Genomic DNA, 21577 nt, shown 5'->3' on the forward strand with positions numbered 1-21577 from the left:
AAAGCAACGCTTGCTGGCGAAACGCATTATAATTTTTCGATAATTTCTTTATGGAAAGTTTCTCATGCATTTCCTGCGACTTGGCTCCCTCGCTGTTTCCCTCGTATGTGTGTTGAGTGCCTGCGGCGGAGGCGGCAGCAGCGACAGCGCGCCCGTCGTCCCGCCCGTGACTCCGACAGGGCCGACGGCGCTGGTTGCCTCCTCCACGGTGGCGAACCGTTGCGAGGCGCCGCGCAGCGGCAGCAGCATCGACAAGCCGGGCAGCTTGCTCGATGAGCAGACGTGGGTGCGCAGCTGGATCGATGAAACGTATCTGTGGTACCGCGAAGTGCCGACCACCTACCTGCCGCAAAGCTTTTCCACGGCCAAGGCGTATTTCGATATGCTCAAAACAACGGCCATGACGGCGTCCGGCAAGCCGAAGGACCAGTTCCATTTCACGTATACGACGGCCGAATGGGAAGCCTCGCTCAACGGCGTGGAGCTCGGTTACGGCATGTTGCTGGCGCTGACGCGCACCACGCCGCCGCGCAAGGCCGTGATCTCGATCGTCGAGCCAGGCTCGCCGGCCGACCTGGCGGGCTTGCGCCGCGGCGATGAGCTGCAAACCGTCGATGGCACCGATTTCGTCAATGCCCCCGACGCTGCCAGCGTGAAGATCATTAACGCCGGCCTGTTCCCTGCAGCGCAAGGCACGCACACGCTGGCGTTCAGCCGCAATGGCTCGCCCCTCTCGGCGAACCTGCAGGCGGTGGAAGTGAGCACGAGCGCCGTGCAAAACGAGCGCATCATCGACACGCCCACGGGCAAGGTGGGCTACCTGACCTTCAACACCCACAACAACGTGGCCGAACGCCAGCTGGTCGAGACCATGCGCCGCTTCCAGGCGGCCGGCATCAGCGACCTGGTGCTTGACGTGCGCTACAACGGCGGCGGCTATCTCGATGTCGCCAGCGAGATTGCCTACATGATTGCCGGTCCGCAAGTCACCACCGGCAAGACCTTCGAGCAGGTGCTGGCCAATGACAAGACGCGGCCGGAAGCGCCCGTGCCATTCCACACGCAAAGCCAGGGCTTTGCCGGGCCGAATCCCTTGCCCAAGGGCACGCCTTTGCCTTCGCTGGGCCTCAAGCGCGTGACCTTGCTGACGACGGGCAATACCTGTTCGGCCAGCGAAGCCATCATCAACGGCTTGCGCGGCGTCGACGTGCAGGTCAACCTGATCGGCGGCACGACGTGCGGCAAGCCCTATGGTTTCTATCCCACGCCGAATTGCGGCACCACGTATTTCGCCGTGCAGTTCCAGGGTGTCAACGCCAAGGGCTTTGGCGACTTTGCCGATGGCATGGCGCCAACGTGCGACGTGACGGACGATTACCAGCACGCGCTGGGCGATCCTGCCGAAGCCATGCTGGCGGCGGCGTTGCGCTACCGCGGCAGCGGCAGCTGTACCCCGGCCACGGGCGCGCTCAGGCTGCCGGGTTCGATGGCGAGTCCGGCCGAAACGGCCGCGCGGCTGCTGCGCCCGGCCTACAAGGAAATTGCTGTATTGAAATGATAAAACCCCATGTTGCCCCCCTTCCTGGATGAGGGTGGGGCATCTTTCTTCTCATAAATATTTCTATATAACAATTATGATATATAGAAAGACGAATCCATTCGTTCTGTAATTGCTGGCATCTTGATATCTTTCGCCTTCTCCCTAACCTTGAGAAGCGCAAAGATGCCTATACAATTCAAGTTACCACCGCTCACCGTAGCCGTACTGGCCATCCTTGGCGGTTCCGCATGGCAGGCGCACGCGCAGACGCAAGCGCCCGCAGCGGATCAGCAGCCGGCGGCCACCCCGCCAGCCGTCGTGGTCACCGGTTCGCGGATTCCCCGCGCCAGCCTGGAGGGACCATCGTCCGTCACCATCCTGACGGGCGATGAAATCACCAAGCAAGGGTACAAGAACGTCTTCGATGCGCTGACCAACCAGGTACAGAACAGCGGCTTTACGCAAGGCGAGGACTTCGGCAACACGTTTACGCCGTCGGCCAATACCATCAGCCTGCGCGGCCTCGGTCCGAACCACACCCTGATCCTGCTCAATGGCCGCCGCCTGGCCGACTTCCCCGTCGCCTACGAAGGCACGGTCAACTTCACCAACCTGGCGAATATCCCGTCGAGCATTGTCGACCGCATCGAGATCCTCAACGGCGGCGCCTCGGCCATCTATGGTTCCGACGCGATCGCCGGCGTGGTCAACGTCATCCTGAAAAAGCAGACGGAAGGTTTCGATATCAACGTCAAGGCGGGCGGCACCACGCGCGGCGGCGCCGGCAACCAGCGCGTGCAGTTGACGGGCGGCGGCAATTTCGACAAGCTGCATACCTTGTTCAGTGTGGAGCTGAGCCAGCGCGATCCGCTGTCGAGCCTGCAGCGCGACTTCATGGCCACCCGCTCGGGCACGCCGACGAATATCGCGTCGCGTCGCGTGGTAAAGGCGGGGACTTCCGGCACCTATGTGGACCTGGGCGACACCTGCACGCAGTTCGGCGACCTGTTCGGCGGCAGCACCGTCAAGTATCAGGCGAAGAACGGCAGCTATTGCGCCAGCCCGAAAGTGGGCCCCACTTACTGGACCACGCAAACCAAGAACCGCAGCCAGAACGTGTTCGGCAGCGCCAACTATGAGCTGTCGCCGGAAACGACCTTGTTCGCCGACTTCCTGATCGGCAAGAACTCGACCGAGAACAACACGCGCGGCCCGACGTGGACGTCGTCGTCGACGGGCAGCAGCTATTTCCGCAACCAGAATACCGATCGCTACGAAGCGTGGACGCGTTACATCTCGCCCGAGGAAATGGGCGGCGTGGAGCGCTACAACCGCAAGTGGGAGGACCTGGCCACAGCCATCTCGCTGGGTGCCAAGGGCCGCGTGCCGGGCACCAGCAGCTGGCAATACGAAGCCAATTACAATGCCTCGGTGTACAAGAGCGAAAGCCACACGCCGCGCGCGCTGGCCAATATCGACAGCTTCTTCCTGGGTCCGAAACTGGGCACCGATGCCGCCGGCGTGCCGGTCTACGCGCCGGATCCGGCACGCCTGTCGCGCCGCGTGACGGCGGCCGAGTTCGACAGCATCACGGGCAATTCCGACAGCGACGACAAGGCCTGGACGAATACCCTGAGTCTGGCTACCAACGGCGACCTGTTCCAGCTTCCCGCTGGCGTGGCGAAGATCGCCACCATCGCCGAAGTGGGCAAGCAGGGCTTCAGCAACGTGCCCGACGCGCGCCTGAACGAAGGTTACTTCAACGTCGCCACCAAGTCCGACATCACGGCCGGCACGCGCACCCGCTATGCGCTGGGGGCGGAAGTGAACCTGCCGCTGCATGAAAAGCTGACCGGCACCCTGGCCGGCCGCTACGACCGCTACAGCTTTGCCGGCCGCCATGACGGCAAGTTCACCTATAACGGCGGCCTGGAACTGCGTCCCGCGCCGGAGCTGCTGTTCCGCGCCAACTACGCCACCAGCTTCCGCGCGCCGGACATGAACTACATCTACAAGGCGCGCGGCACCGGTTACTACTCGAGCACCACCGACTATTACCGCTGCGGCGTCGCCGGGCAGGCCATCGATGATTGCGACTACGCGAACAAATCGCCGGGCGCCGACTATGTGCAGAACGGCAGCAAGGATCTGCAGTCGGAGAAGGGCAAGTCGTTCGGCGTGGGCGCCGTCTGGTCGCCGACATCCAATTTCGACGTCTCGGTCGACTACTGGAATATCAAGATCGACGACCTGGTAACCAATCTGAGCTCCGACAAGATACTCCGCGATGAAGCCGATTGCCGCCTGGGCAAGACCGACATCAACTCGCCGACCTGCGTCGATACCCTGAACCGCGTCGAGCGCTTTGCCGCCAATGCGCTGAACCGCGCCGGCGAGATCAAGACCATCACCGTCAATCCGATCAACGCGGCCAAGCAGAGCAGCAGCGGCATCGACATCAGCGTCAAGTATTTGCTGCGCACGACGGACTATGGCCGCTTTGCCTTCAAGGCCAACTACGCCAAGGTGCTGAGCAATAAATCGCAGCAATTCGTCGGCGACGAAGAGATCGACGAGCTCAAATCGCTGAACAATTCGGACTGGCGCGATAAGCTCAACCTGAGCGTGAACTGGAGCGCTGGCGACTGGTCGAACACCTTGCTGGTCAGCCGCTACAGCAAGATCCCGAACGCCGCCGGCAAGGCCTATCTGACGCCGACGGCGCTGGCCAACATCAGCACCGTGTACCGCATCAACGACCGCGCCACCTTGTCGCTGATCGTCAACAACGTATTCGACAAGATCAAGCGCGACGACAGCGGCGGCTGGCCGTACTACCCGGTGGGCAGCTACAGCCCGCAGGGACGCCAGGGATGGGTCGAATTCAATTACCACTTCGGTAGCTGAAACCCGGGGTCAGACCCCCGCGAACGTTGGCGCAAGTCTCTGAGTCAGCGGCATTGAGGGTCTGACCCCAGCCTTTGCGGTGTTGGAGGTAAATAGAAAAGCCGGGAGCGCATATTGCTATCCTGGCTTTTATTTTTTTCGCTTATTTAGCCATATAATCCCCCGCTTCCCATCTGCCCGCTGGAGCCTCCCCCATGCTACGCCTCGCCCTGCTGTCCGCCGCCATATTGTCCGTCTTTGCCTCTCCCGCCCAAGCCGGCGCACCGTTGACCACGGTGGCCGAACGCTCGGGCTTTGTCAGCACCGGCCGCTATGCGGAAGTGGAAGCCCTGTGCCGCCAGTTCCAGGCGCGCTATCCGAAGCAGGTGCGCTGCGTGGAATTTGGCCGCACGCCGGAAAACCGCCCGATGCTGGCACTGGCCGTCTCCAACACGGGCGCGCTGACGCCGGCCGAGGCGGCGCGCCGCAAGCTGCCCGTGCTGCTGGTGCAGGGCGGCATCCATGCGGGCGAAATCGATGGCAAGGATGCCGGTTTCCTGGCCTTGCGCGAAGTCTTGGAGGGCAAGGCGGCGCCCGGCGCGCTGGATAGACAAGTGCTGCTGTTCGTGCCCGTCTTCAATGTCGACGGCCATGAGCGCTTCGGCCGGTGGAACCGTCCGAATCAGCGCGGCCCCGTGGAAATGGGCTGGCGCAGTACGGCGCAAAACTACAATCTGAACCGCGAATACATGAAGGCCGATACGCCCGAGATGCAGCACATGCTGGCGCTGGTGAACGCCTGGGATCCGCTGGCCTATGTCGACTTGCACGTCACCGATGGCGCGCAGTTCGAACCCGATATCTCGATCCAGGTCGAACCCGTGCATGCGGGCGACGCGGCCCTGCGCGTGGCCGGCACGGCCTTGCGAGATCAGGTCCTGGCCGACCTGGCCAGGCAGGGCTCGGACCCGAAACCGTTCTATATTTCGTTTGCCGAGAACGACAATCCGCAATCGGGCTTTGTCGATTCGGCGCCGAATCCGCGCTTCTCGCATGGCTATTTCCAGCTGCGCAACCGCTTCGGCATGCTGGTGGAAACCCATTCGTGGAAGGACTATCCGACCCGCGTGCGCATCACGCGCAACACCATCGTCTCGCTGCTGTCGCAAGTGGCGCAGCATGGCGCGCAGTGGCGGCAAACGGCGCTCGAGGCGGACGCGCGCGCCGCGCAGCTGGCCGGCGCCACCTTGCCGCTCACGTATAAAACGACGGACAAGAGCCGCATGATCGCGTTTCGCGGCTACGCCTACACGCGCACGCCATCCGAGGTGTCGGGCGCGCTGATGACGCGCTATGATGAAACCACGCCGCAGATCTGGAACGTGCCCCTGCGCGACGAGATCGTGCCCGACCTGCAGCAGGCTGCGCCCAAGGCCGGCTACCTCGTGCCTGCGGCGCAGGCGCAGATGGTGGCGGCCAAGCTGCGCCAGCATGGCGTGTCGTACCAAGTGCTGGCCACCGCGCCCGGCACGCTGCCCGTCGAAACCTTCCGCGCCACGCAGGTGAAATTCGGCGCGCAGTCGTTCGAGGGGCGCCAGACGGCGGCCGTGCAGGGCGAGTGGCAGAAAGAGGAGCGTCCGGTCGGTGCAGGTGCTCTGTACGTGCCCGTCAACCAGGCCAAGGCGCGGCTGGTCGTGGCCCTGCTCGAGCCGCGCGCGCCCGATTCCCTGCTGGTCTGGGGCAGTTTCAATACGGCCTTCGAGCGCAAGGAATACATGGAAGAATACGTGGCCGAAGATGTGGCCCGTGCGCAGCTGGCGGCCGATCCGGCGCTGGCGGCGCAGTTCCACGAAAAGCTGGCCAGCGACCCCGCGTTTGCAAAAAGCCCGGCCGCGCGCCTGGAATTCTTCGCCCGCCGCCACGCCTCGTGGGATGAGCGGCTGAATCTGTACCCGGTGCTGCGCACGGATGTCGCGCCGGCGCTGAAGTAAGGGAAGCCGCGCGCCTTGCTAATTTGCAATGTGCGCGGCGCGGAAAATGGTATTGTGCCTGTTTTCCCGATCAGGGCTTCCAGTGGAGCACCAGCGCATGCCGCAGCAAACACCGAAAAAAATTCTTATCCTGAGCGTCTCGGCCGGCGCCGGCCATATGCGCGCAGCGCAAGCCATCGAGGCATACGCGGCGCGCGATGACGGCGCCGGCCCTGCGGCGCTGGCCAGCCATCTCGACATGATGGATTTCGTCACGCCCGCATTCCGCAAGCTGTACACGGATTTTTATATCAAGCTGGTCAACAAGGCGCCCGCGCTGTGGGGCTATCTGTACCATGCCACCCACGACGCGCCGCGCGACAGCTCGATGCAGCGATTGCGCCGCGCCGTCGAGCGCCTCAACACGCGCGCGCTGATGGCGCAGATCGCCGCCTTCCAGCCCGATGCCATCATCTGCACGCATTTCCTGCCGGCCGAACTGCTGTCGCGCGCGCTGCGCCAGCACCAGCTGTCCTGCCCCGTGTGGGTACAGGTCACCGATTTCGACTTGCACCGCATGTGGGTACACGAACAGATGCAGGGCTATTTCGCCGCCACCGACGAAGTGGCGTTCCGCATGCGCCATGAAGGCATCCCCGCCGAGCGCATCCATGTGACGGGCATCCCCATCATGCCCGCGTTCGCGCAGCTGCCCGACCGCGTGCAGTGCGCACAGGCGTTTGGCCTCGACCCGCGGCGCACGACGATTCTGCTGATGGGCGGCGGGGCGGGACTGGGCGGCCTTGAAACGGTCGCCGCGCGCCTGCTGGCCTTGCCGGGCGACTTCCAGCTGATCGTGCTGGCAGGGAAAAACGCGGCCGCACTGGCGGCGCTGCAAGCACTGGCCGGCCGCTATCCGGGCCGCCTGCTGGCGCAAGGCTTCACCAGCGAGGTCGAGCGCCTGATGGCGTGCGCCGATCTGGTGATCACCAAGCCGGGCGGGCTGACCACCTCGGAATGCCTGGCCCTGGGCTTGCCCATGATCGTCAACTCGCCGATTCCCGGGCAGGAAGAGCGCAATGCCGACTATCTGCTGGAGCAGGGCGTGGCCCTGAAGGCATTCGATGCCGTCACCCTCGAATACCGCGTGCGCCTGTTGCTCGATCATCCGGAGCAGCTGCAAGCGATGCGCACGAAAGCGCTGGCCCTGGGCCGTCCGCGCGCCGCCCTGGATGTACTGGCGCAGGTGCTGGCTTGACAGGGGGCGTAGTAAAACCCTGGCAGATCGCCCTGACGCTGGCCTGGGTGGCCCTGCTGGGACTATTCTTCGCCCAGGTGGAAATCCAGATCGAGGGGCCGGCCGGGTGGGCCGCGAACCTGCCCACCTGGCGCATCGAAAGCCATTGGCTGCTCGATATCTTCTGGGGCGGGCGGCCGATGACGGGCTACCATGCCTGGGTGTTTCCCTTCATTGCCCTGTTCTTCCATTTTCCCATGCTCTTCCTGGCGCAATGGTCGCCGCGCCTCGAGTGCCGCGCCATCGGCTGCATCATGCTGTTCTGGATCATCGAGGATTATCTGTGGTTCGTGCTCAATCCCGCCTATGGCGTGGCGCACTTCAATCCGGCCCACATCGCCTGGCACAAGCACTGGCTGTGGTGGGCGCCGACCGATTACTGGGTATCGCTGCTGCTGGCTGGCGTGCTGCTGTGGTTTTCATACAAGAGGAAGTCATGACCTTATCGCCCTTGCCGCATCTTTTGCTGCTATTCCTGGCCCTGGCGGCCGGTTCCGCCGGCGCGCAAGCGCCCGGGGCGCCCGAGCGCAATGCCGAGTGGGCGACGCCGCTGCCGCACGTGTCGAACCTGCACCAGGTCACCCCCGTCCTGTATCGCAGCGCAAAGCTCGACAGCGCCGACGTGGCCCAGCTGCAGACGCTGGGCGTGAAGACGGTGATCAGCCTGCGCTCCTTCCACTCCGACACGCAGGTGCTCGATGGCAGCGGCATCCGTGCCGTCCGCATTCCCATCAATACCTGGGCCATCCGCGACAAGCATGTGATCGAGACCATGCGCAGCATCCGCGCCGCCGAACAGCAGGGACCCGTGCTGCTGCACTGCCTGCACGGCGCCGACCGCACGGGCCTGATGGCCGCCATGTACCGCATGCTGTACCAGGGCTGGCCGCGCGCGAAGGCGATCGACGAGTTGAAAAATGGCGGTTACGGCTATCACGCCGTGTGGAAGAATATCGAAAGCTACCTCAAGCGCGTCGACGTGGCGGCGCTGCGCGCGCAGATCGAACAGGAAAAACCATGAAGACCCTGCTGTTCGCACTGGCCGCCTGTTCCGCCTGTTATCCGCCGGCCGCCCTGGCGGCCACGCCTGCGCTCGATGTGCGCGATGTCAGCAAAGCCGGCATGCCCGGCAAGACCTTTGCCGCCACGACCAGCATGCCGGCCAGCGTGGCCACCGTCTGCGCGGCCATCCAGGATTTCGCCGGCTATCCGCAGTTCATGCCGAACGTGGACAAGATCAAGGTGACGGCCGCCGGCGGCGGCGTGTCGCTGGTCGACGTCACGCTCAAGCTGCCAATGGGAAAAATCAAGCAATACCGCCTGAGAATGACGCCCAAGGTGCTTGACGCCAGCTGCAGCCTGGCCTGGAAGCTGGTGCCGATGGAGGGACTGAAGGTGGAGGACACCATCGCCGACACCAGCGGCTACTGGCAGCTGTCGCCGGATCCGTTTGACGCGGGCGCTGCCGCCGTCAGGTACCAGGTGTACACGGATCCGGGCCCCGTGCCGATGGGCCTGGGCTGGATCGTCGACAGCATGAGCCGCGACAGCATCCCGAAAATGTTCGACGCGCTGCGGGCGCGGGTGGCTGCGCGCAAATAGCCGGCGTGGCGGAGCAGCCACTTCACGCGGGCGCGCCACTTCAGGCATGATGTCGTTTCATCCACACATCCGCCCGGAATCCGCATGGAACACCACAGCTTTCTCATCAACATACTGTTTTACCTGGTCGCCGCCATCATCATGGTGCCGCTGGCCAAGCGTCTGGGCATGGGCGCCGTGCTCGGTTATCTGGTGGCCGGCGTCGTCATCGGACCGTGGGGCCTGGGCCTGATCAAGAATGTCGAGGTGATTCTCAGCTTTTCCGAGTTCGGTGTGGTGCTGCTGCTGTTTTTGATCGGACTGGAGCTCGAGCCCAGGCGATTGTGGCTGCTGCGCCGGCCCATCTTCGGCTGGGGCGGGGCGCAGGTGGGCGTCGTCAGCGCGGGACTGTGCGCCGTGGCCATGGCGTTCGGCGTGGACTGGCGCACGGCGCTGGTCGGTGCGCTGGGGCTGTCGCTGTCGTCGACGGCCATCGTGCTGGCCACCCTGGGCGAACGCAAGCTGATGAGTACGCCAGCCGGTTCCGCCGGCTTTTCCATCTTGCTGTTCCAGGATATCGCCGCCATTCCCATGATCGCGCTGGTGCCGCTCTTGGGCGGCCTGGTCACGCATAGCGGCGAACCGGGCTGGCTGCGCGTGGCCAAGCTGGCCGCCGTGCTGGCCGCCCTGGTGATCGGCGGGCGCTTCCTGGTGAACCCCATCCTGCGCTTCATCGCCAAGACGGACTTGCGCGAAATCTTCACGGCCTTTGCCCTGCTGCTGGTGATCGCCATTTGCGTGCTGATGGAATCGGTGGGCTTGTCGATGGCGCTGGGCACCTTCATGGCGGGCGTGCTGCTGGCCGATTCCGAATACCGGCATGAACTCATTTCCGACCTGGAACCGTTCAAGGGTTTGCTGCTGGGCCTGTTCTTCATCGCCGTGGGCATGTCCGTCGATTTCGGCGTGCTGCGCGCCCAGCCGCTGCTGATCCTGGCCTTGGTGGCGGGGCTGCTGGTGGTCAAGATCGGCTTGCTGTATGTGTTGTCGAAGTTTTTCGACATTCCCCGCGGCCAGCAGCTGTTTTTTGCGCTGCTGCTGTCGCAGGGGGGCGAATTCGCTTTCGTCGTGTTTGCCGCCGCCGAGGCCGCGCATGTGTTTGCGCCGCAGACGGCCGCGCTGCTGGTCGTGGTGGTGACCCTGTCGATGGTGGCCACGCCCCTGCTGCTGCTGGCGCACGACAAATTCGTCGCGCCGCGTCTGCAGGGCGAGAAGAAGCGCCGTCCCGACGACCATATCGAGGCGCAGGACAACCCCATCGTCATCGCCGGCTTCGGCCGCTTCGGCCAGATCATCGGCCGCCTGCTGGCGGCCAACAAGATCGGCGTGACGGTGCTCGACCACGACCCGGACCAGATCGAACTGCTGCGCAAGTTCGGCTTCAAGGTGTTTTATGGCGACGCCACGCGCGTGGACCTGCTGGTGGCGGCCGGCATCGAGAAGGCGAAGGCGCTGGTGATCGCCATCGACAATGTGGACGACAGCCTGGCCCTGGTCGACGCCGTGCGCCTGCGCCTGCCCGAGCTGACGATCCTGGCGCGCGCGCGCAACGTCACGCATTACTATGAATTGATGAAGCGGGGCGTGACCCTGATCGAGCGCGAGACGTTTGCCGCGGCCCTGTTGCTGGGCGAGCAGACCTTGCAGCAGGTGGGCTTCAGCGCCGAGCGGGCGCAGCGCGCGGCCGGCATCTTCGGCCGGCATAACCTGAAAACTTTGCTGGAAGTGGCGCCGCACTTCCAGGACCAGCAAAAAGTCATGTCCCTCACGCGCCAGGCGCGCGAGGAGCTGGAAGACATGTTCGAGAGCGATGCGGCCGCGTTTGCGGCGGCGGAAGCGGAGAACGGTAGGTCGGATTAGCGGGAACCGCGTAATCCGACATCGTGTTGGCGATGTCGGCTTACGCGCTTTGCGCTAAGCCGACCTACGCCTCCTGGCAAGCGGCTTATTTTCCCCGTTTGCTCTCAATCGCCTCGATCTGGTCCATGATGCCGTTCATGCGCGCCGCCAGCGCCTGGTACGGTTTCGGCGAGGCCAGGTCGACGCCGGCCGCCTTCACCAGATCGTAGGGGTAGGCCGAGCCGCCCGCACTGAGCATCTTCAGGTAGGCGGCCAGCGCGCCCGGTTCCTTGTCGAGGATGCGCTGTGCGAAATCCTGCGCCGCCGCGATCGAGGTGGCGTACTGGAACACATAGAAGCCGTGATAGAAATGCGGCACATACGCCCATTCCAGCGCGTAGGCGGGGTCGATGGTCATGACGCCCTGCGCTTCGCCGTGGTAGCGCTTGAGGATATCGGCATAGATGGCCGTGATTTCTTCGCCCGTCAGCGACGCTCCCTTGTCCACCTTGCCGTGGATGGCCGCCTCGAATTCGGCGAACATGGATTGGCGGAAGAAGGTGCCGCGCAGGTTTTCCAGCGCCGCGCCCAGGTACAGCAGGCGCTCGTCGTCATCCTTGGCCTGCTTCAGGCGCGCGTCGAGCAGCAGCGCCTCGTTCGTGGTCGAGGCGATTTCCGCGACGAAGATGCTGTACGGCGCATAGATCGACGGCTGCGCCTTGTTGGCCAGCACCGAGTGCATGGCGTGGCCCCATTCGTGCGTCAGGGTGCTGACGGCTTCGTAATTGTCCGTGTAATTGAGCAGCACGAACGGATGCACGTCATACGCGTCGCCATTCATGTAGGCGCCCGCCACCTTGCGCGGACGCGGATACACATCCATCCAGCGCGCGTCCACGGCGGCAGTGAGCGCCTTGACGTAGTCGGGGCCCAGCGGCGCGGCGGAAGCGAGCATCATCTGCTTGCCTTCGGCCAGAGGGAAGGTGCGCTCGCTTTTCAGCAGCGGCGCATACACGTCGTAGTACGCCAGGTCCTTGATGCCCAGCATGCGCGCGCGCAGCTTGAAGTAGCGGTGCAGGGTGGGCAGGTTGGCGTTGGTTTGCGCGATCAGGGTCTGGTAGACGGCCGGCGGCAAGTTGTCGGCATCGAGCGCGGCGCTTTGCGAATCGGCGTAACGGCGCACCTTGGCATACGCGGCATCCGTTTTCAGCTGGCCGTACAGGGTTTCGCCGAACGTGCGTTCGTACTCTTTCCACTTGCCGAAGAAGGCGTCGAACACCCGCTTGCGGTCGGCGCGGTTGTCATCGCCCCGGTATTTCGTGTACGCCGCTTGGTCGAGGCGCACTTGCTTGCCGTCCGACAGTGTGACGGTCGGCCACGGGATTTCCGCGTTGGCCAGGGTGCGGTAGACGCTGGCGGCCGAGCTTGTTGCCAGGCCGAACTGCGCCACCAGCTGTTCGCCGGCCGCGTCGAGCGTGTGCGGCGCGCTGCGCAGCATGTTACTCAATTGAAAGCGGTACAGCTGCAAGCCCTTGTCTTTCGCCAGCATGGCATCGATGCGCTTGCTGCCCAGGGCGAGGATTTCCGGCTGTAAAAAGGTCACCGCCTGGGTGAACTCGTTGCCCAGCAGGGCGGCGCGCTGGTTCAGCTGGTTGCCCTTGCTGTCGCCCGTATCCTGGTCGTAATACTGCGCCGCATAGGTATACAGCGTGTTGACGCGCTTGCGCGCATCGGCGTACAGGTCCAGGCAGCTTTTCAGGCGGGCCGGCGAGCCTCCCAGCTGCCCCTTGCAGCCGCCCAGTTGCTGCAGCTGGGCCGACAGTTTTTTCGCGTCGGCGTCGAATGCGGCGTCGTTTTGATACAGCGCCGTCAAATCCCAGCGGTCGGCCTGCCTGTCGGTCTGAGCGGGGGCTGGCGCAGGAGCGGCAGAGGCGGTGGCGAGGCTGAGGGCCAGCAGGGAGAACAGCAGGGGGCGCTTGAGTGCGGATGGCGTCATGGTTCATTCCAGTGAGGTTGTCGGAAGAATGCGTGCTGACCGCCGGGCAGGGACGTGCGCGTGACACACCGCGTACCGGCAGAGTTACCTACGGTACAGCAAATGAGGGGAGGGGGAAAGAGGCGGGGCGCCGCCACCTGGGCGGTGGCGGCGAAACAACACGGGCTGAGAACAGCCGATTACAGCGCTTGCAGCGGAATCGTGCCGAACGTGGTCGGCGTCGAGCACGGCTCTTCGTCGAAGGCGATGTCGCCCATGGGGTTGGCCACGCCGTCCGCCTTCAAGTCCTTGAAGCCGAACAGCTTCGGATCCATCAGGTGCGATGGCGCCACGTTCGACAGGGCCGAGAAGATGCTTTCCACGCGGCCCGGGAATTTCTTGTCCCATTCGCGCATCAAACCCTTGATCTGCTTGCGCTGCAGGTTTTCCTGCGAACCGCACAAATCGCATGGAATGATGGGGAAGCCCTTGACTTCCGCATAGCGCTGCGTGTCTTCTTCCTTCACATACGCCATCGGGCGGATGACGATGTGCTTGCCGTCGTCCGATTGCAGCTTGGCCGGCATGCCTTTCAGTTTGCCGCCGAAGAACATATTCAGGAAGAACGTTTCCAAAATATCATCGCGGTGGTGGCCCAGGGCGATCTTGTTGGCGCCCAGCTCGTCGGCCACGCGGTACAGGATGCCGCGGCGCAGGCGCGAGCACAGCGAGCAAGTCGTCTTGCCTTCCGGGATCAGGCGCTTGACGATGCTGTAGGTATCCTGGTTTTCGATATGGAAGGCCACGCCCAGTTCCGTCAGGTAGGCGGGCAGGATCTCCGGCGGGAAATTCGGCTGCTTCTGATCCAGGTTGACGGCGACGATATCGAAGTGGATCGGCGCGCGTTCGCGCAAGGTCATCAAAATGTCCAGCAGCGCGTAGCTATCCTTGCCGCCCGACAGGCACACCATTACCTTGTCGCCGTCTTCGATCATATTGAAGTCGCCGATGGCCTGGCCGACCAGGCGGCACAGGCGCTTGTGCAGCTTGTTGTTTTCCAGGGCGATCTTTTCCGCCTTCTTGCGCGCCAGTTTCTGCGCTTCCACATTGGCCGGGAATTCCACGGCCGTCGTCGTCGTTTCCAGCACGGCGGTGTTGCTCATGTTGTTCATGCTTCATCCTTGATCTTGAATACTTCCACGCCCACGCCTTCGCAGTCGGGATACACGTCCGGTTTCATGCTCGACACGCGCGCGGCGCGCACGCGCGGGTGCGCCAGCATGGCGGCGAGCACGTCGTCGACCAGGCTTTCCTGCAGCTGCACGTGGCCTTGCGCCATGCGCCTGGCGATGGTTTCGCGCATGAAGTCGTAATCAACCACCTCTTCCAGCTGGTCATCCTTGGGCGTCGACAGGGCCAGGGGAATGTACAGGTCGACGTTGATGAGGACGCGCTGCTCGCCCTTTTTTTCGAAGTCGTAGACGCCGATGTTGATGAGGACTTCGTAATTGCGCAGGAACAGCCGGCGGCAATCAAGCAGGCGAGGGTGGGACAGGGCGGACGACATAGTTTTACCTTTTCGGGAATGCTGAATGCGGGTTGTTTGGCAGGGCTGCTGATTATTTGGTCAAAAACATGACGTCGCGCGGCAAGCCGATCAAATGCTGGCCGCCATCGACCAGCAGGGTCGTGCCCGTCAGCGCGCGCGCGCCGGCCACGTAACAGACGCTGTCGGCCACATCTTCGGGCGTGCTGGAGCGTCCCAGCGGCGTGTTTTCATGCGCCTTGGCAAAGTTCGCTGCCGTCTGCTCGCCGGAGACCATGGTGATGCCGGGGGCAATACCCACCACGCGCACTTTCGGCGCCAGCGCCTGGGCCAGCATGGTGGTCGCCGACAGCAGCGCCGCCTTGGACAGGGTGTACGACAAAAAATCAGGATTGAGATTGTACAGTTTTTGGTCCAGCAAGTTGATGACCACGGCTTGCCCGCCTGCCGGGGTGGCATGGTACAGCGCTTGCGCCAGCAGGATGGGGGCGGCCAGGTTGGCGTGCATGTGGGCGTCCAGGGCGGCGAAGGAAAAATCGCCCGCATTGTCGTATTCAAACAACGATGCGTTGTTGACTACGCAAGTGACGGGTCCCAGCGCCGCCTGTGCCTGCGGCAGCAGCTGGCGCACGGCGTCTTCCTGCGCCAGGTCGCAAGGGAATGCTTGCGCGCGGCGGCCCAGCGCCGTGATGTCCGCCACCAGGCTGAGCGCTTCATCGCGCGAGTCGCGGTAGTGGACGGCGATATCCCAGCCGTCGCGCGCCAGGCCCAGCGCGATGGCGCGGCCGATGCGGCGCGCGGCGCCCGTGACGAGGGCGACGCGGGGAATGCTGTCGAAGGGCGTTGTCGTTGCTTCTGTCATGTCTTTGCTATGGTTGAGATATTCGGTGGACGCCACACTGGCGGCATGCGCCGCCGATTCGCTACAATGCTGGAATGTCTCTTCCCGCACCCGATAGCGACGCGCTGGCCGCGTCCCATGCCTTGCAGCACCAGATTGCCGCCGAAATCGCGCGCAATGACGGCGCCATTCCCTTTGTCCGCTTCATGGAGCTGGCGCTGTACGCGCCTGACCTCGGCTATTACAGCGGCGGCGCCGCCAAGCTGGGCAAAGATGGCGATTTTACAACCGCGCCGGAGATTTCGCCCCTGTTCGGCGCCACGCTGGCCCATGTGGCAGCCGCTATTATGGCGCAAACGGCCCCGCGCATCCTCGAATTCGGCGCCGGCACGGGCAAGCTGGCTTTCGATATCCTGACGGAAGCGGCGAATGCCGGCATCGCTATCGAACAGTATGCGATCGTCGAATTGTCCGGCGAATTGCGCGCGCGCCAGGAGCTGGCGCTGGCCGCCTTTCCGCAAGTGGTGTGGCTCGACGGCTTCCCCGACAGTTTCGAAGGCGCCGTGTTCGGCAATGAAGTGCTCGACGCCATGCCCGTCAACCTGATCAGCAAGACGCCCGCCGGCTGGTGCGAACTCGACGTCAGCATTGCCGACGGCCAGTTCGTGTTTGTCGAACGCCCTGCCGGCGCCGACGTGGCCGCGCAGATCGCCGCCCAGGTGCCGGACGCCGATGACTTGCCGGTCGGCTATGTCACAGAAATTCATGGCGTGGCCTGCGGCTTCATGCGCTCGCTGGCGCGCATGCTGACCAATGGCAAGGGCGGCGCGGCCGTGCTGTTCGATTACGGTTTTCCTGCGCACGAGTATTATCTGGACTTGCGCGCCACGGGCACCCTGATGTGCCATTACCGCCACCATGCCCATGCGGAACCGTTTTATCTGCCCGGTTTGCAGGACATCACGGCTCACGTGGATTTTACGGCCATGGCGGTGGCGGCGCAGGATGCGGGCCTCGACGTGCTCGCATACATGAACCAGGCGTCCTTCCTGCTGGGCTCCGGTATCGGCGACTTGCTGCTGCGCACCGACCCCGAGCAGGTCAAGACCTACCTGCCGCAGGCCAGCGCCGTGCAAAAGCTGGTATCGCCGGCCGAGATGGGCGAATTGTTCAAGGTGCTGGCGGTGGGGCACCAGGTGGCGTTGCCGGAAGCGCTGTTGTCCAGTGACCGCAGTCACCGTCTGTAAGCGCGGTCAATATCAAGGCAGGGCCGTACCGCCCTGTAATTTCCTGTCCGCCGGTGGTTATTATCTTGTCATATCGTATATGATGACCGACACAGCACGGTTCCATCCTGCAAGAACCCGTCGCCGCGCACCGATTTCAAGATAGAACGATGGGAAAGATACATACACACTATGACAACCTGAAAGTGGCGCGCCTGGCGCCGCAGGAAGTCATACGTGCCGCGTATAAAGCCCTCAGCCAGAAATACCACCCCGACAAGAATCCCGGCGACGAAAAGGCCGCCCGCATCATGGCCATCCTCAACAGCGCCTATGGCACCTTGTCCGATCCGCAACGCCGCAAGGAACACGACGAGTGGATCGCCGCCGAGGAGTGGGAAATCGAATGGCTGGAAAGCACCCACCACGAAGAAGGCAAGAGCCGCGATGGCCGCGCGAAAGGCCATGCCCAATCGCATGAGCACACCTGGGCGCAGGATGTGCCGCCGCCGAAGGGCAAGCCGCGGAGTGGGGCGCTGCCCATCTGGCGCAACTGGCGCTGGTGGCTGAGTTTGCTTGTCTGCCTGCTGCTGGGCTGGCTGGGCGCCTTGCTGATGCTCGATACCTCGCCGCCCGTGCCTGCCGCGCTGGCGTCGGCTTGGAGCGGGCTGGCCCGCGATGGCGCCAGGGTGCACCCGGACACGGCAACGGCGGAGAGCGCAGCCACCCCGCCGGCAAAAAACGAGGCGGTGGCTATCGATAGCTGGGCCGTGGGCAAGCCGTATGCGGCCGAGCCCGCGCAAGCGAAGGCGCCCGAGATCCGCGTGCTGGCCGTGGCGCAGCTGAGCCTGAAAGCCAGCCGGCCCGCCTGCGATGGCGCCAGCCAGGCCGAGTCGGCGGGGCTGGTGGCGCCGAATGGCGAGCCTTGGCCGGCGCGGTCCGGCTATGTCGATGGCTTCCCGATCGGCAACAAGGGCGATGAACTGAGTTTGACCATCGATAACAGCAGCAACACGGCGCCCGTCTTCGTCAAGCTGTATGACCAGGAGCGGCGCTCGAATGTGCGCTACCTGTACATCCTGGCCAATGACAAGCTGACCGTGGAGCAGCTCAGCGCGGGCAAATACGAAGTGCGCTACCAGGCCGTCGGGCCAGGCCAGGACAATTGCGGCGGCACTACGCGCAGCGGCGCCTCGATACCGGCGCCGGCGCCTGCCGCGGGAGAGGGTGGTACGCAGAATCCTGTTGTAAGCAGCATCTAATCTGATTATGCTTGATATGCGTCAACGCAGCGTCCACATCGAACTTATCCCTTAGGAGTATTCATGACCGACCTCAAAGCCGATGCAGATGATAACTGGCTGCTCGACGAAGATGAGCCGGTGGCCAGTCCAGCCGGGTTGGCCGCGCCCGACCAGCGCCTGTGGCGTGTGCTGATCGTCGATGACGACGTCGATGTGCATGCGGTCACGCGGCTGGCGCTGCGCAATGTCAGCTTCAAGGGCCGCGAACTGGAACTGTTTTCCGCCTACAGCGGCCGCGAGGGGTACGAGATCCTGCGCGACACGCCCGATATCGCGCTGGTGCTGCTCGACGTGGTGATGGAAACGGATGATGCCGGCCTGATCCTCGCCAAGCGCATCCGCGCCGACCTGAACAACTCCATCGTGCGCGTCGTGCTGCGCACGGGCCAGCCGGGCCAGGCGCCCGAGCAGCGCGTCATCATCGAATACGACATCAACGATTACAAGGCCAAGACGGAGCTGACGACGCAAAAGCTGTTTACCACCGTTATCTCGGCCTTGCGCGCCTACGAGAGCCTGATGATGCTCGAGCGCAGCCGCATCGGCCTGGGCAAGATCCTCGCCGGCGCCACCAATCTGTACCAGATCCATTCGCTGCGCGAATTCGCTTCCGGCGTGCTCAACCAGGTTAGCGCCATCCTCGACGTGGGTGCCGACGGCGTGCTGTGCCTGATGCAGGGCGGCGCCGGGCGGCCCGAGGTGGTCGCTGCCACGGGCACCTACGCCGTGCTGGCCGAGGCGGAAGCCATGCCGGCCGACCACGCGCTCACGCCCACCATCGACAAGGCGTTCGCGGAAAAACGCAGCCAGTTCGAGCATCCGGCCAATGTGCTGTTCATCCACACGGAAGGCAACCGCGAGCTGGCCATTTCCGTCACGCCGCCGTGGCCGCTGGCGCAGATCCAGCGCGACTTGCTGGAAGTGTTTTGCCAGCGCATCGCCGCCGCCTTCGACAATCTGTACATGTTCGGCCAGCTGCGCAAGGCGCAGGAAGCGACCGTCGTGGCGCTGGCCGACCTGGCCGAGTTCCGCGACAGCGACACGGGCGGCCACGTGCGGCGCGTGCAGCAGCTGTCCGACGCCATCGCTCTGCGCATCCAGCAGCGCGGGGTGTATGCCGACGAGCTCACGCCGCAGCTGCTCGACATGATCGGCCTGGCCAGCATCCTGCACGACGTGGGCAAGGTGGCCACGCCGGACGCCGTGCTGCTCAAGCCGGGCCGGCATACGGACGAGGAGCGGGTGCAGATGCAGCTGCACGCCAGCGTCGGGCGCACCATCCTCGAGCGGGCCGCCAACATGGTCGACGGCGTCAGCTACCTCACGTATGGCGCGCAGATCGCGGGCGGCCACCATGAACATTTCGACGGCGCCGGCTATCCGAACGGCCTGAAGGGACGCGACATTCCCTTGGCCGCGCGCATCGTTGCCGTGGTCGACGTCTTCGATGCCTTGCTGCATGAGCGGCCGTACAAGGAGCCGTGGCCGTATCCGCAGGTGCGCGAATACATCGAACAGCGCAGCGGCAGCCAGTTCGATCCGGAAGTGGTGGCGGCGCTGCTGGATCTGATCGACAACGAGCCGCAACTGTGGCATCCGGAGCGCGCCACCGCTTGAGCAGCAACTTCGTTGGCGCTTTTCGGCACGGCCCCATTCCCTTGCGCGCGGCGCCGTCATATACTCGGCAGCCTCATGCTGGCCGGCGCCACGCACCGGTGTGGCGCGCCGCGGAGTTTTCGGACATCACGACATGAAAGAACTCAAGGGCCTTAGCGCACTGATCATCGAGCCGCATCCGGGCATGCGCGCCAGCCTGCACAATATGCTCAACCTGTGCGGCCTGGCGAAGATCGACGACGCGGCCAGCTCGGGCCAGGCGATCCGCATGCTGGGCAGCAAATCGTATGATCTGATCCTGTGCGAATACGACCTCGGCGGCGGGCAGGATGGCCAGCAGATGCTGGAAGACTTGCGCCACCATAAATTGATGCACGCGTCGACCATGTTCTTCATGGTCACGGGCGAAGGCAGCTTTGCCAAGGTGGTCAGCGCCGTCGAGCTGTTGCCCACCGATTACATCCTCAAGCCATTTACCGCTGACAACATGCTCGAGCGCATAGCCCGCGCGCTCGACAAGCGCAATGCCTTCGTGCCCGTGTACGAACTGATCGACGTGGGCAATGAGCGCGCGGCGATCGCCGCCTGCACCGAAGGCGCCAGCCTGTACCCCCGTTACGCCACGGATTTCCTGCGCCTGCGCGCGGAGCTGCATTTGCTGCTGGGCGAGGCGGCCGATGCCGGTCCGATCTACACAGCCTTATACGAAAGCAAGTCCATCGGCTGGGCGCGCCTGGGGCAGGCCAAGACGCAGTTCCTGCTGGGCGAGTACGAAGCGGCGCAGGGCACCCTGGAAGGGCTGCTGGAAAACAACAAGCGTTTTCTCGACGCCTATGACTGGCTGGCGCGCACGCATATGGCGCAAGGCAAGCCGGAACTGGCGCAGGCGGCCTTGAGCGAAGCGGTGGCCCTGTCGCCGCATGCCGTGCGCCGCTTGCGCCGCCTGGGCGAGGCGGCCCTGGCGGCCGACGATATCGACATGGCGGAAAAATCCCTGAAACTGGTGGTCAGCAAGGCCAAATATTCGGAATTCCGCGATCCGGAAGACCATGTGCGTCTGGTGCAGACCCTGGTGCGCAAGGGAGATCCCTTGCAGGCGGGCGCCGTGATCCGCGACCTCGACAAATCGATGGGCGGGCAAAAGAATGCGGAACTGTGCAGCGCCCTGTGCAGCGCCATGCTGCATGCGCATACGGGCAACGAGGAGCGCCTGCAGCAATCGCTCGACGCGGCCCTGGCCGCCAACCGGCACAGCGTGGGCAGCTCGAATACGCTGAAAACGGAGCTGGCGCGCCACTGCCTGGCGCACGGCCGCGAAGACGGCGCGGCCGAGGTGATGCGCGAAGTCATGCGCAATGCGCCCGACAGCGCGGCCATGACGCGCGCCATGGCCGTGTTCGAACAGGCGGGGCGCGAGGAACTGGCCAAGGCATTGGCGCGGCAAAGCCGCCAGGAAGTGGCCGACATGGTGGCGGCCGGGGCAGCCCGTGCGGGCGAGGGCGATTTCCGCGGCGCCGTCGATCTGATGGGCGAGGCCGTCACGCGCCTGCCCGACAATCCGCAGGTGGTCTTCAATGCGGCCGTGGCCGTGCTGAAATGCCTGGAGCACGAGGGCTGGGATGAGCGCATGGGGCAGCAGGCGCTGACTTTTATCGCCGGCGTGCGCCGCCTGGACCCGCGCAATCCCAAATTGCCCGTGCTGTCGGGCCTGCATCAGCAGTTGTTGCGTAAATACAAGCCCTTGGGCAATGCCTGGATGCATCCGCCTGACGCAAGGTAAGCGGGGAAATGCGGGGCAAATGACGAAAAAATGCGGCTTGCCGCCAGGGGCGATAAAAAAAATACGAAAAAAGCTGACTTTTTCGCGCCAACCCTTGCACTTTCTCAAATCGGGA

16 protein-coding genes are annotated in these 21577 nt (G+C 64.0%); 12 read left to right on the forward strand and 4 right to left on the reverse strand.

Annotated features, from left to right (window positions below; all coding sequences use genetic code 11):
- Positions 1-64 precede the first annotated feature (64 nt).
- The 8 genes from JAB4_RS03100 (at position 65) to kefC (ending at position 11194) form a co-directional block, all read left to right on the forward strand.
- Positions 65-1558: a S41 family peptidase gene (locus JAB4_RS03100; protein WP_070220823.1), complete on the forward strand. Its 1494-nt coding sequence runs from the start codon at positions 65-67 to the stop codon at positions 1556-1558.
- A 165-nt stretch (positions 1559-1723) separates the two neighbouring features.
- Positions 1724-4447 (forward strand): TonB-dependent receptor, encoded by a 2724-nt coding sequence (locus JAB4_RS03105; protein ID WP_070220821.1) that lies wholly within the window; start codon positions 1724-1726, stop codon positions 4445-4447.
- A gap of 194 nt (positions 4448-4641) precedes the next feature.
- The gene (locus JAB4_RS03110; protein WP_070220819.1) at positions 4642-6417 is read left to right on the forward strand and encodes a M14 family metallopeptidase; all 1776 of its coding nucleotides are present in this window, start codon (positions 4642-4644) and stop codon (positions 6415-6417) included.
- A 97-nt stretch (positions 6418-6514) separates the two neighbouring features.
- Positions 6515-7654, forward strand: a complete 1140-nt coding sequence (locus tag JAB4_RS03115) for a glycosyltransferase (protein ID WP_070220817.1) — start codon at positions 6515-6517, stop codon at positions 7652-7654.
- Positions 7651-8133: a hypothetical protein gene (locus JAB4_RS03120; protein ID WP_070220815.1), complete on the forward strand. Its 483-nt coding sequence runs from the start codon at positions 7651-7653 to the stop codon at positions 8131-8133. The genes JAB4_RS03115 and JAB4_RS03120 overlap by 4 nt, the downstream gene beginning before the upstream one ends.
- On the forward strand, positions 8130-8714 hold the full coding sequence (locus JAB4_RS03125) for a dual specificity protein phosphatase family protein (protein ID WP_070220812.1): 585 nt from the start codon (positions 8130-8132) through the stop codon (positions 8712-8714). The genes JAB4_RS03120 and JAB4_RS03125 overlap by 4 nt, the downstream gene beginning before the upstream one ends.
- Positions 8711-9295, forward strand: coding sequence for an SRPBCC family protein (locus tag JAB4_RS03130; protein ID WP_070220810.1), 585 nt, complete (start codon positions 8711-8713; stop codon positions 9293-9295). The genes JAB4_RS03125 and JAB4_RS03130 overlap by 4 nt, the downstream gene beginning before the upstream one ends.
- An 84-nt stretch (positions 9296-9379) precedes the next feature.
- Positions 9380-11194, forward strand: a complete 1815-nt coding sequence (kefC, locus tag JAB4_RS03135) for a glutathione-regulated potassium-efflux system protein KefC (protein WP_070220809.1) — start codon at positions 9380-9382, stop codon at positions 11192-11194.
- Positions 11195-11279: 85 nt separating this feature from the next.
- Here the strand turns inward: kefC and pepF are convergent, their stop codons facing one another.
- The 4 genes from pepF to JAB4_RS03155 all read right to left on the reverse strand — a co-directional run bounded on the left by pepF (position 11280) and on the right by JAB4_RS03155 (position 15556).
- Positions 11280-13169: an oligoendopeptidase F gene (gene pepF / locus JAB4_RS03140; protein WP_070220807.1), complete on the reverse strand. Its 1890-nt coding sequence runs from the start codon at positions 13167-13169 to the stop codon at positions 11280-11282.
- A gap of 179 nt (positions 13170-13348) precedes the next feature.
- Positions 13349-14320, reverse strand: coding sequence for a tRNA 2-thiocytidine(32) synthetase TtcA (gene ttcA, locus JAB4_RS03145; protein ID WP_083287425.1), 972 nt, complete (start codon positions 14318-14320; stop codon positions 13349-13351).
- Positions 14317-14715 (reverse strand): dihydroneopterin aldolase, encoded by a 399-nt coding sequence (locus tag JAB4_RS03150; RefSeq protein ID WP_070220805.1) that lies wholly within the window; start codon positions 14713-14715, stop codon positions 14317-14319. Before JAB4_RS03150 ends, ttcA begins: the two co-directional genes overlap by 4 nt.
- 52 nt (positions 14716-14767) lie before the next feature.
- Positions 14768-15556, reverse strand: a complete 789-nt coding sequence (locus tag JAB4_RS03155) for an SDR family oxidoreductase (RefSeq protein WP_070220803.1) — start codon at positions 15554-15556, stop codon at positions 14768-14770.
- A gap of 74 nt (positions 15557-15630) precedes the next feature.
- Between JAB4_RS03155 and JAB4_RS03160 the strand changes: the two genes are divergently transcribed.
- The 4 genes from JAB4_RS03160 (at position 15631) to JAB4_RS03175 (ending at position 21462) form a co-directional block, all read left to right on the forward strand.
- Positions 15631-16782: an SAM-dependent methyltransferase gene (locus tag JAB4_RS03160; protein ID WP_070289509.1), complete on the forward strand. Its 1152-nt coding sequence runs from the start codon at positions 15631-15633 to the stop codon at positions 16780-16782.
- A 149-nt stretch (positions 16783-16931) separates the two neighbouring features.
- Entirely contained in the window at positions 16932-18023 is a 1092-nt protein-coding gene (locus JAB4_RS03165) for a J domain-containing protein (protein ID WP_070220799.1), read from the forward strand.
- Between the two features lie 63 nt (positions 18024-18086).
- Positions 18087-19682: a DUF3369 domain-containing protein gene (locus JAB4_RS03170; protein ID WP_070220797.1), complete on the forward strand. Its 1596-nt coding sequence runs from the start codon at positions 18087-18089 to the stop codon at positions 19680-19682.
- 133 nt (positions 19683-19815) lie between these two features.
- Positions 19816-21462 carry a tetratricopeptide repeat-containing response regulator gene (locus JAB4_RS03175; protein WP_070220795.1) on the forward strand — a complete coding sequence of 549 codons (1647 nt, stop codon included), beginning with the start codon at positions 19816-19818 and terminating at the stop codon, positions 21460-21462.
- The last annotated feature ends 115 nt before the right edge of the window (positions 21463-21577 follow it).

Source organism: Janthinobacterium sp. HH102 (assembly GCF_001758625.2).
In the GTDB taxonomy this organism is placed as follows: Bacteria; Pseudomonadota; Gammaproteobacteria; order Burkholderiales; family Burkholderiaceae_D; genus Janthinobacterium.

What these genes read in the sequence shown, in the direction of transcription:
- JAB4_RS03115 (WP_070220817.1), top strand. Translation starts at nt 6,515, where the DNA reads ATGCCGCAGCAAACACCGAAAAAAATTCTTATCCTGAGCGTCTCGGCC.
- JAB4_RS03100 (WP_070220823.1), top strand. Translation starts at nt 65, where the DNA reads ATGCATTTCCTGCGACTTGGCTCCCTCGCTGTTTCCCTCGTATGTGTG.
- JAB4_RS03130 (WP_070220810.1), top strand. Translation starts at nt 8,711, where the DNA reads ATGAAGACCCTGCTGTTCGCACTGGCCGCCTGTTCCGCCTGTTATCCG.
- pepF (WP_070220807.1), bottom strand. Translation starts at nt 13,169, where the DNA reads ATGACGCCATCCGCACTCAAGCGCCCCCTGCTGTTCTCCCTGCTGGCC.
- JAB4_RS03165 (WP_070220799.1), top strand. Translation starts at nt 16,932, where the DNA reads ATGGGAAAGATACATACACACTATGACAACCTGAAAGTGGCGCGCCTG.
- JAB4_RS03105 (WP_070220821.1), top strand. Translation starts at nt 1,724, where the DNA reads ATGCCTATACAATTCAAGTTACCACCGCTCACCGTAGCCGTACTGGCC.
- JAB4_RS03110 (WP_070220819.1), top strand. Translation starts at nt 4,642, where the DNA reads ATGCTACGCCTCGCCCTGCTGTCCGCCGCCATATTGTCCGTCTTTGCC.
- ttcA (WP_083287425.1), bottom strand. Translation starts at nt 14,320, where the DNA reads ATGAACAACATGAGCAACACCGCCGTGCTGGAAACGACGACGACGGCC.
- JAB4_RS03170 (WP_070220797.1), top strand. Translation starts at nt 18,087, where the DNA reads ATGACCGACCTCAAAGCCGATGCAGATGATAACTGGCTGCTCGACGAA.
- JAB4_RS03150 (WP_070220805.1), bottom strand. Translation starts at nt 14,715, where the DNA reads ATGTCGTCCGCCCTGTCCCACCCTCGCCTGCTTGATTGCCGCCGGCTG.
- JAB4_RS03125 (WP_070220812.1), top strand. Translation starts at nt 8,130, where the DNA reads ATGACCTTATCGCCCTTGCCGCATCTTTTGCTGCTATTCCTGGCCCTG.
- JAB4_RS03160 (WP_070289509.1), top strand. Translation starts at nt 15,631, where the DNA reads ATGTCTCTTCCCGCACCCGATAGCGACGCGCTGGCCGCGTCCCATGCC.
- JAB4_RS03175 (WP_070220795.1), top strand. Translation starts at nt 19,816, where the DNA reads ATGAAAGAACTCAAGGGCCTTAGCGCACTGATCATCGAGCCGCATCCG.
- JAB4_RS03155 (WP_070220803.1), bottom strand. Translation starts at nt 15,556, where the DNA reads ATGACAGAAGCAACGACAACGCCCTTCGACAGCATTCCCCGCGTCGCC.
- kefC (WP_070220809.1), top strand. Translation starts at nt 9,380, where the DNA reads ATGGAACACCACAGCTTTCTCATCAACATACTGTTTTACCTGGTCGCC.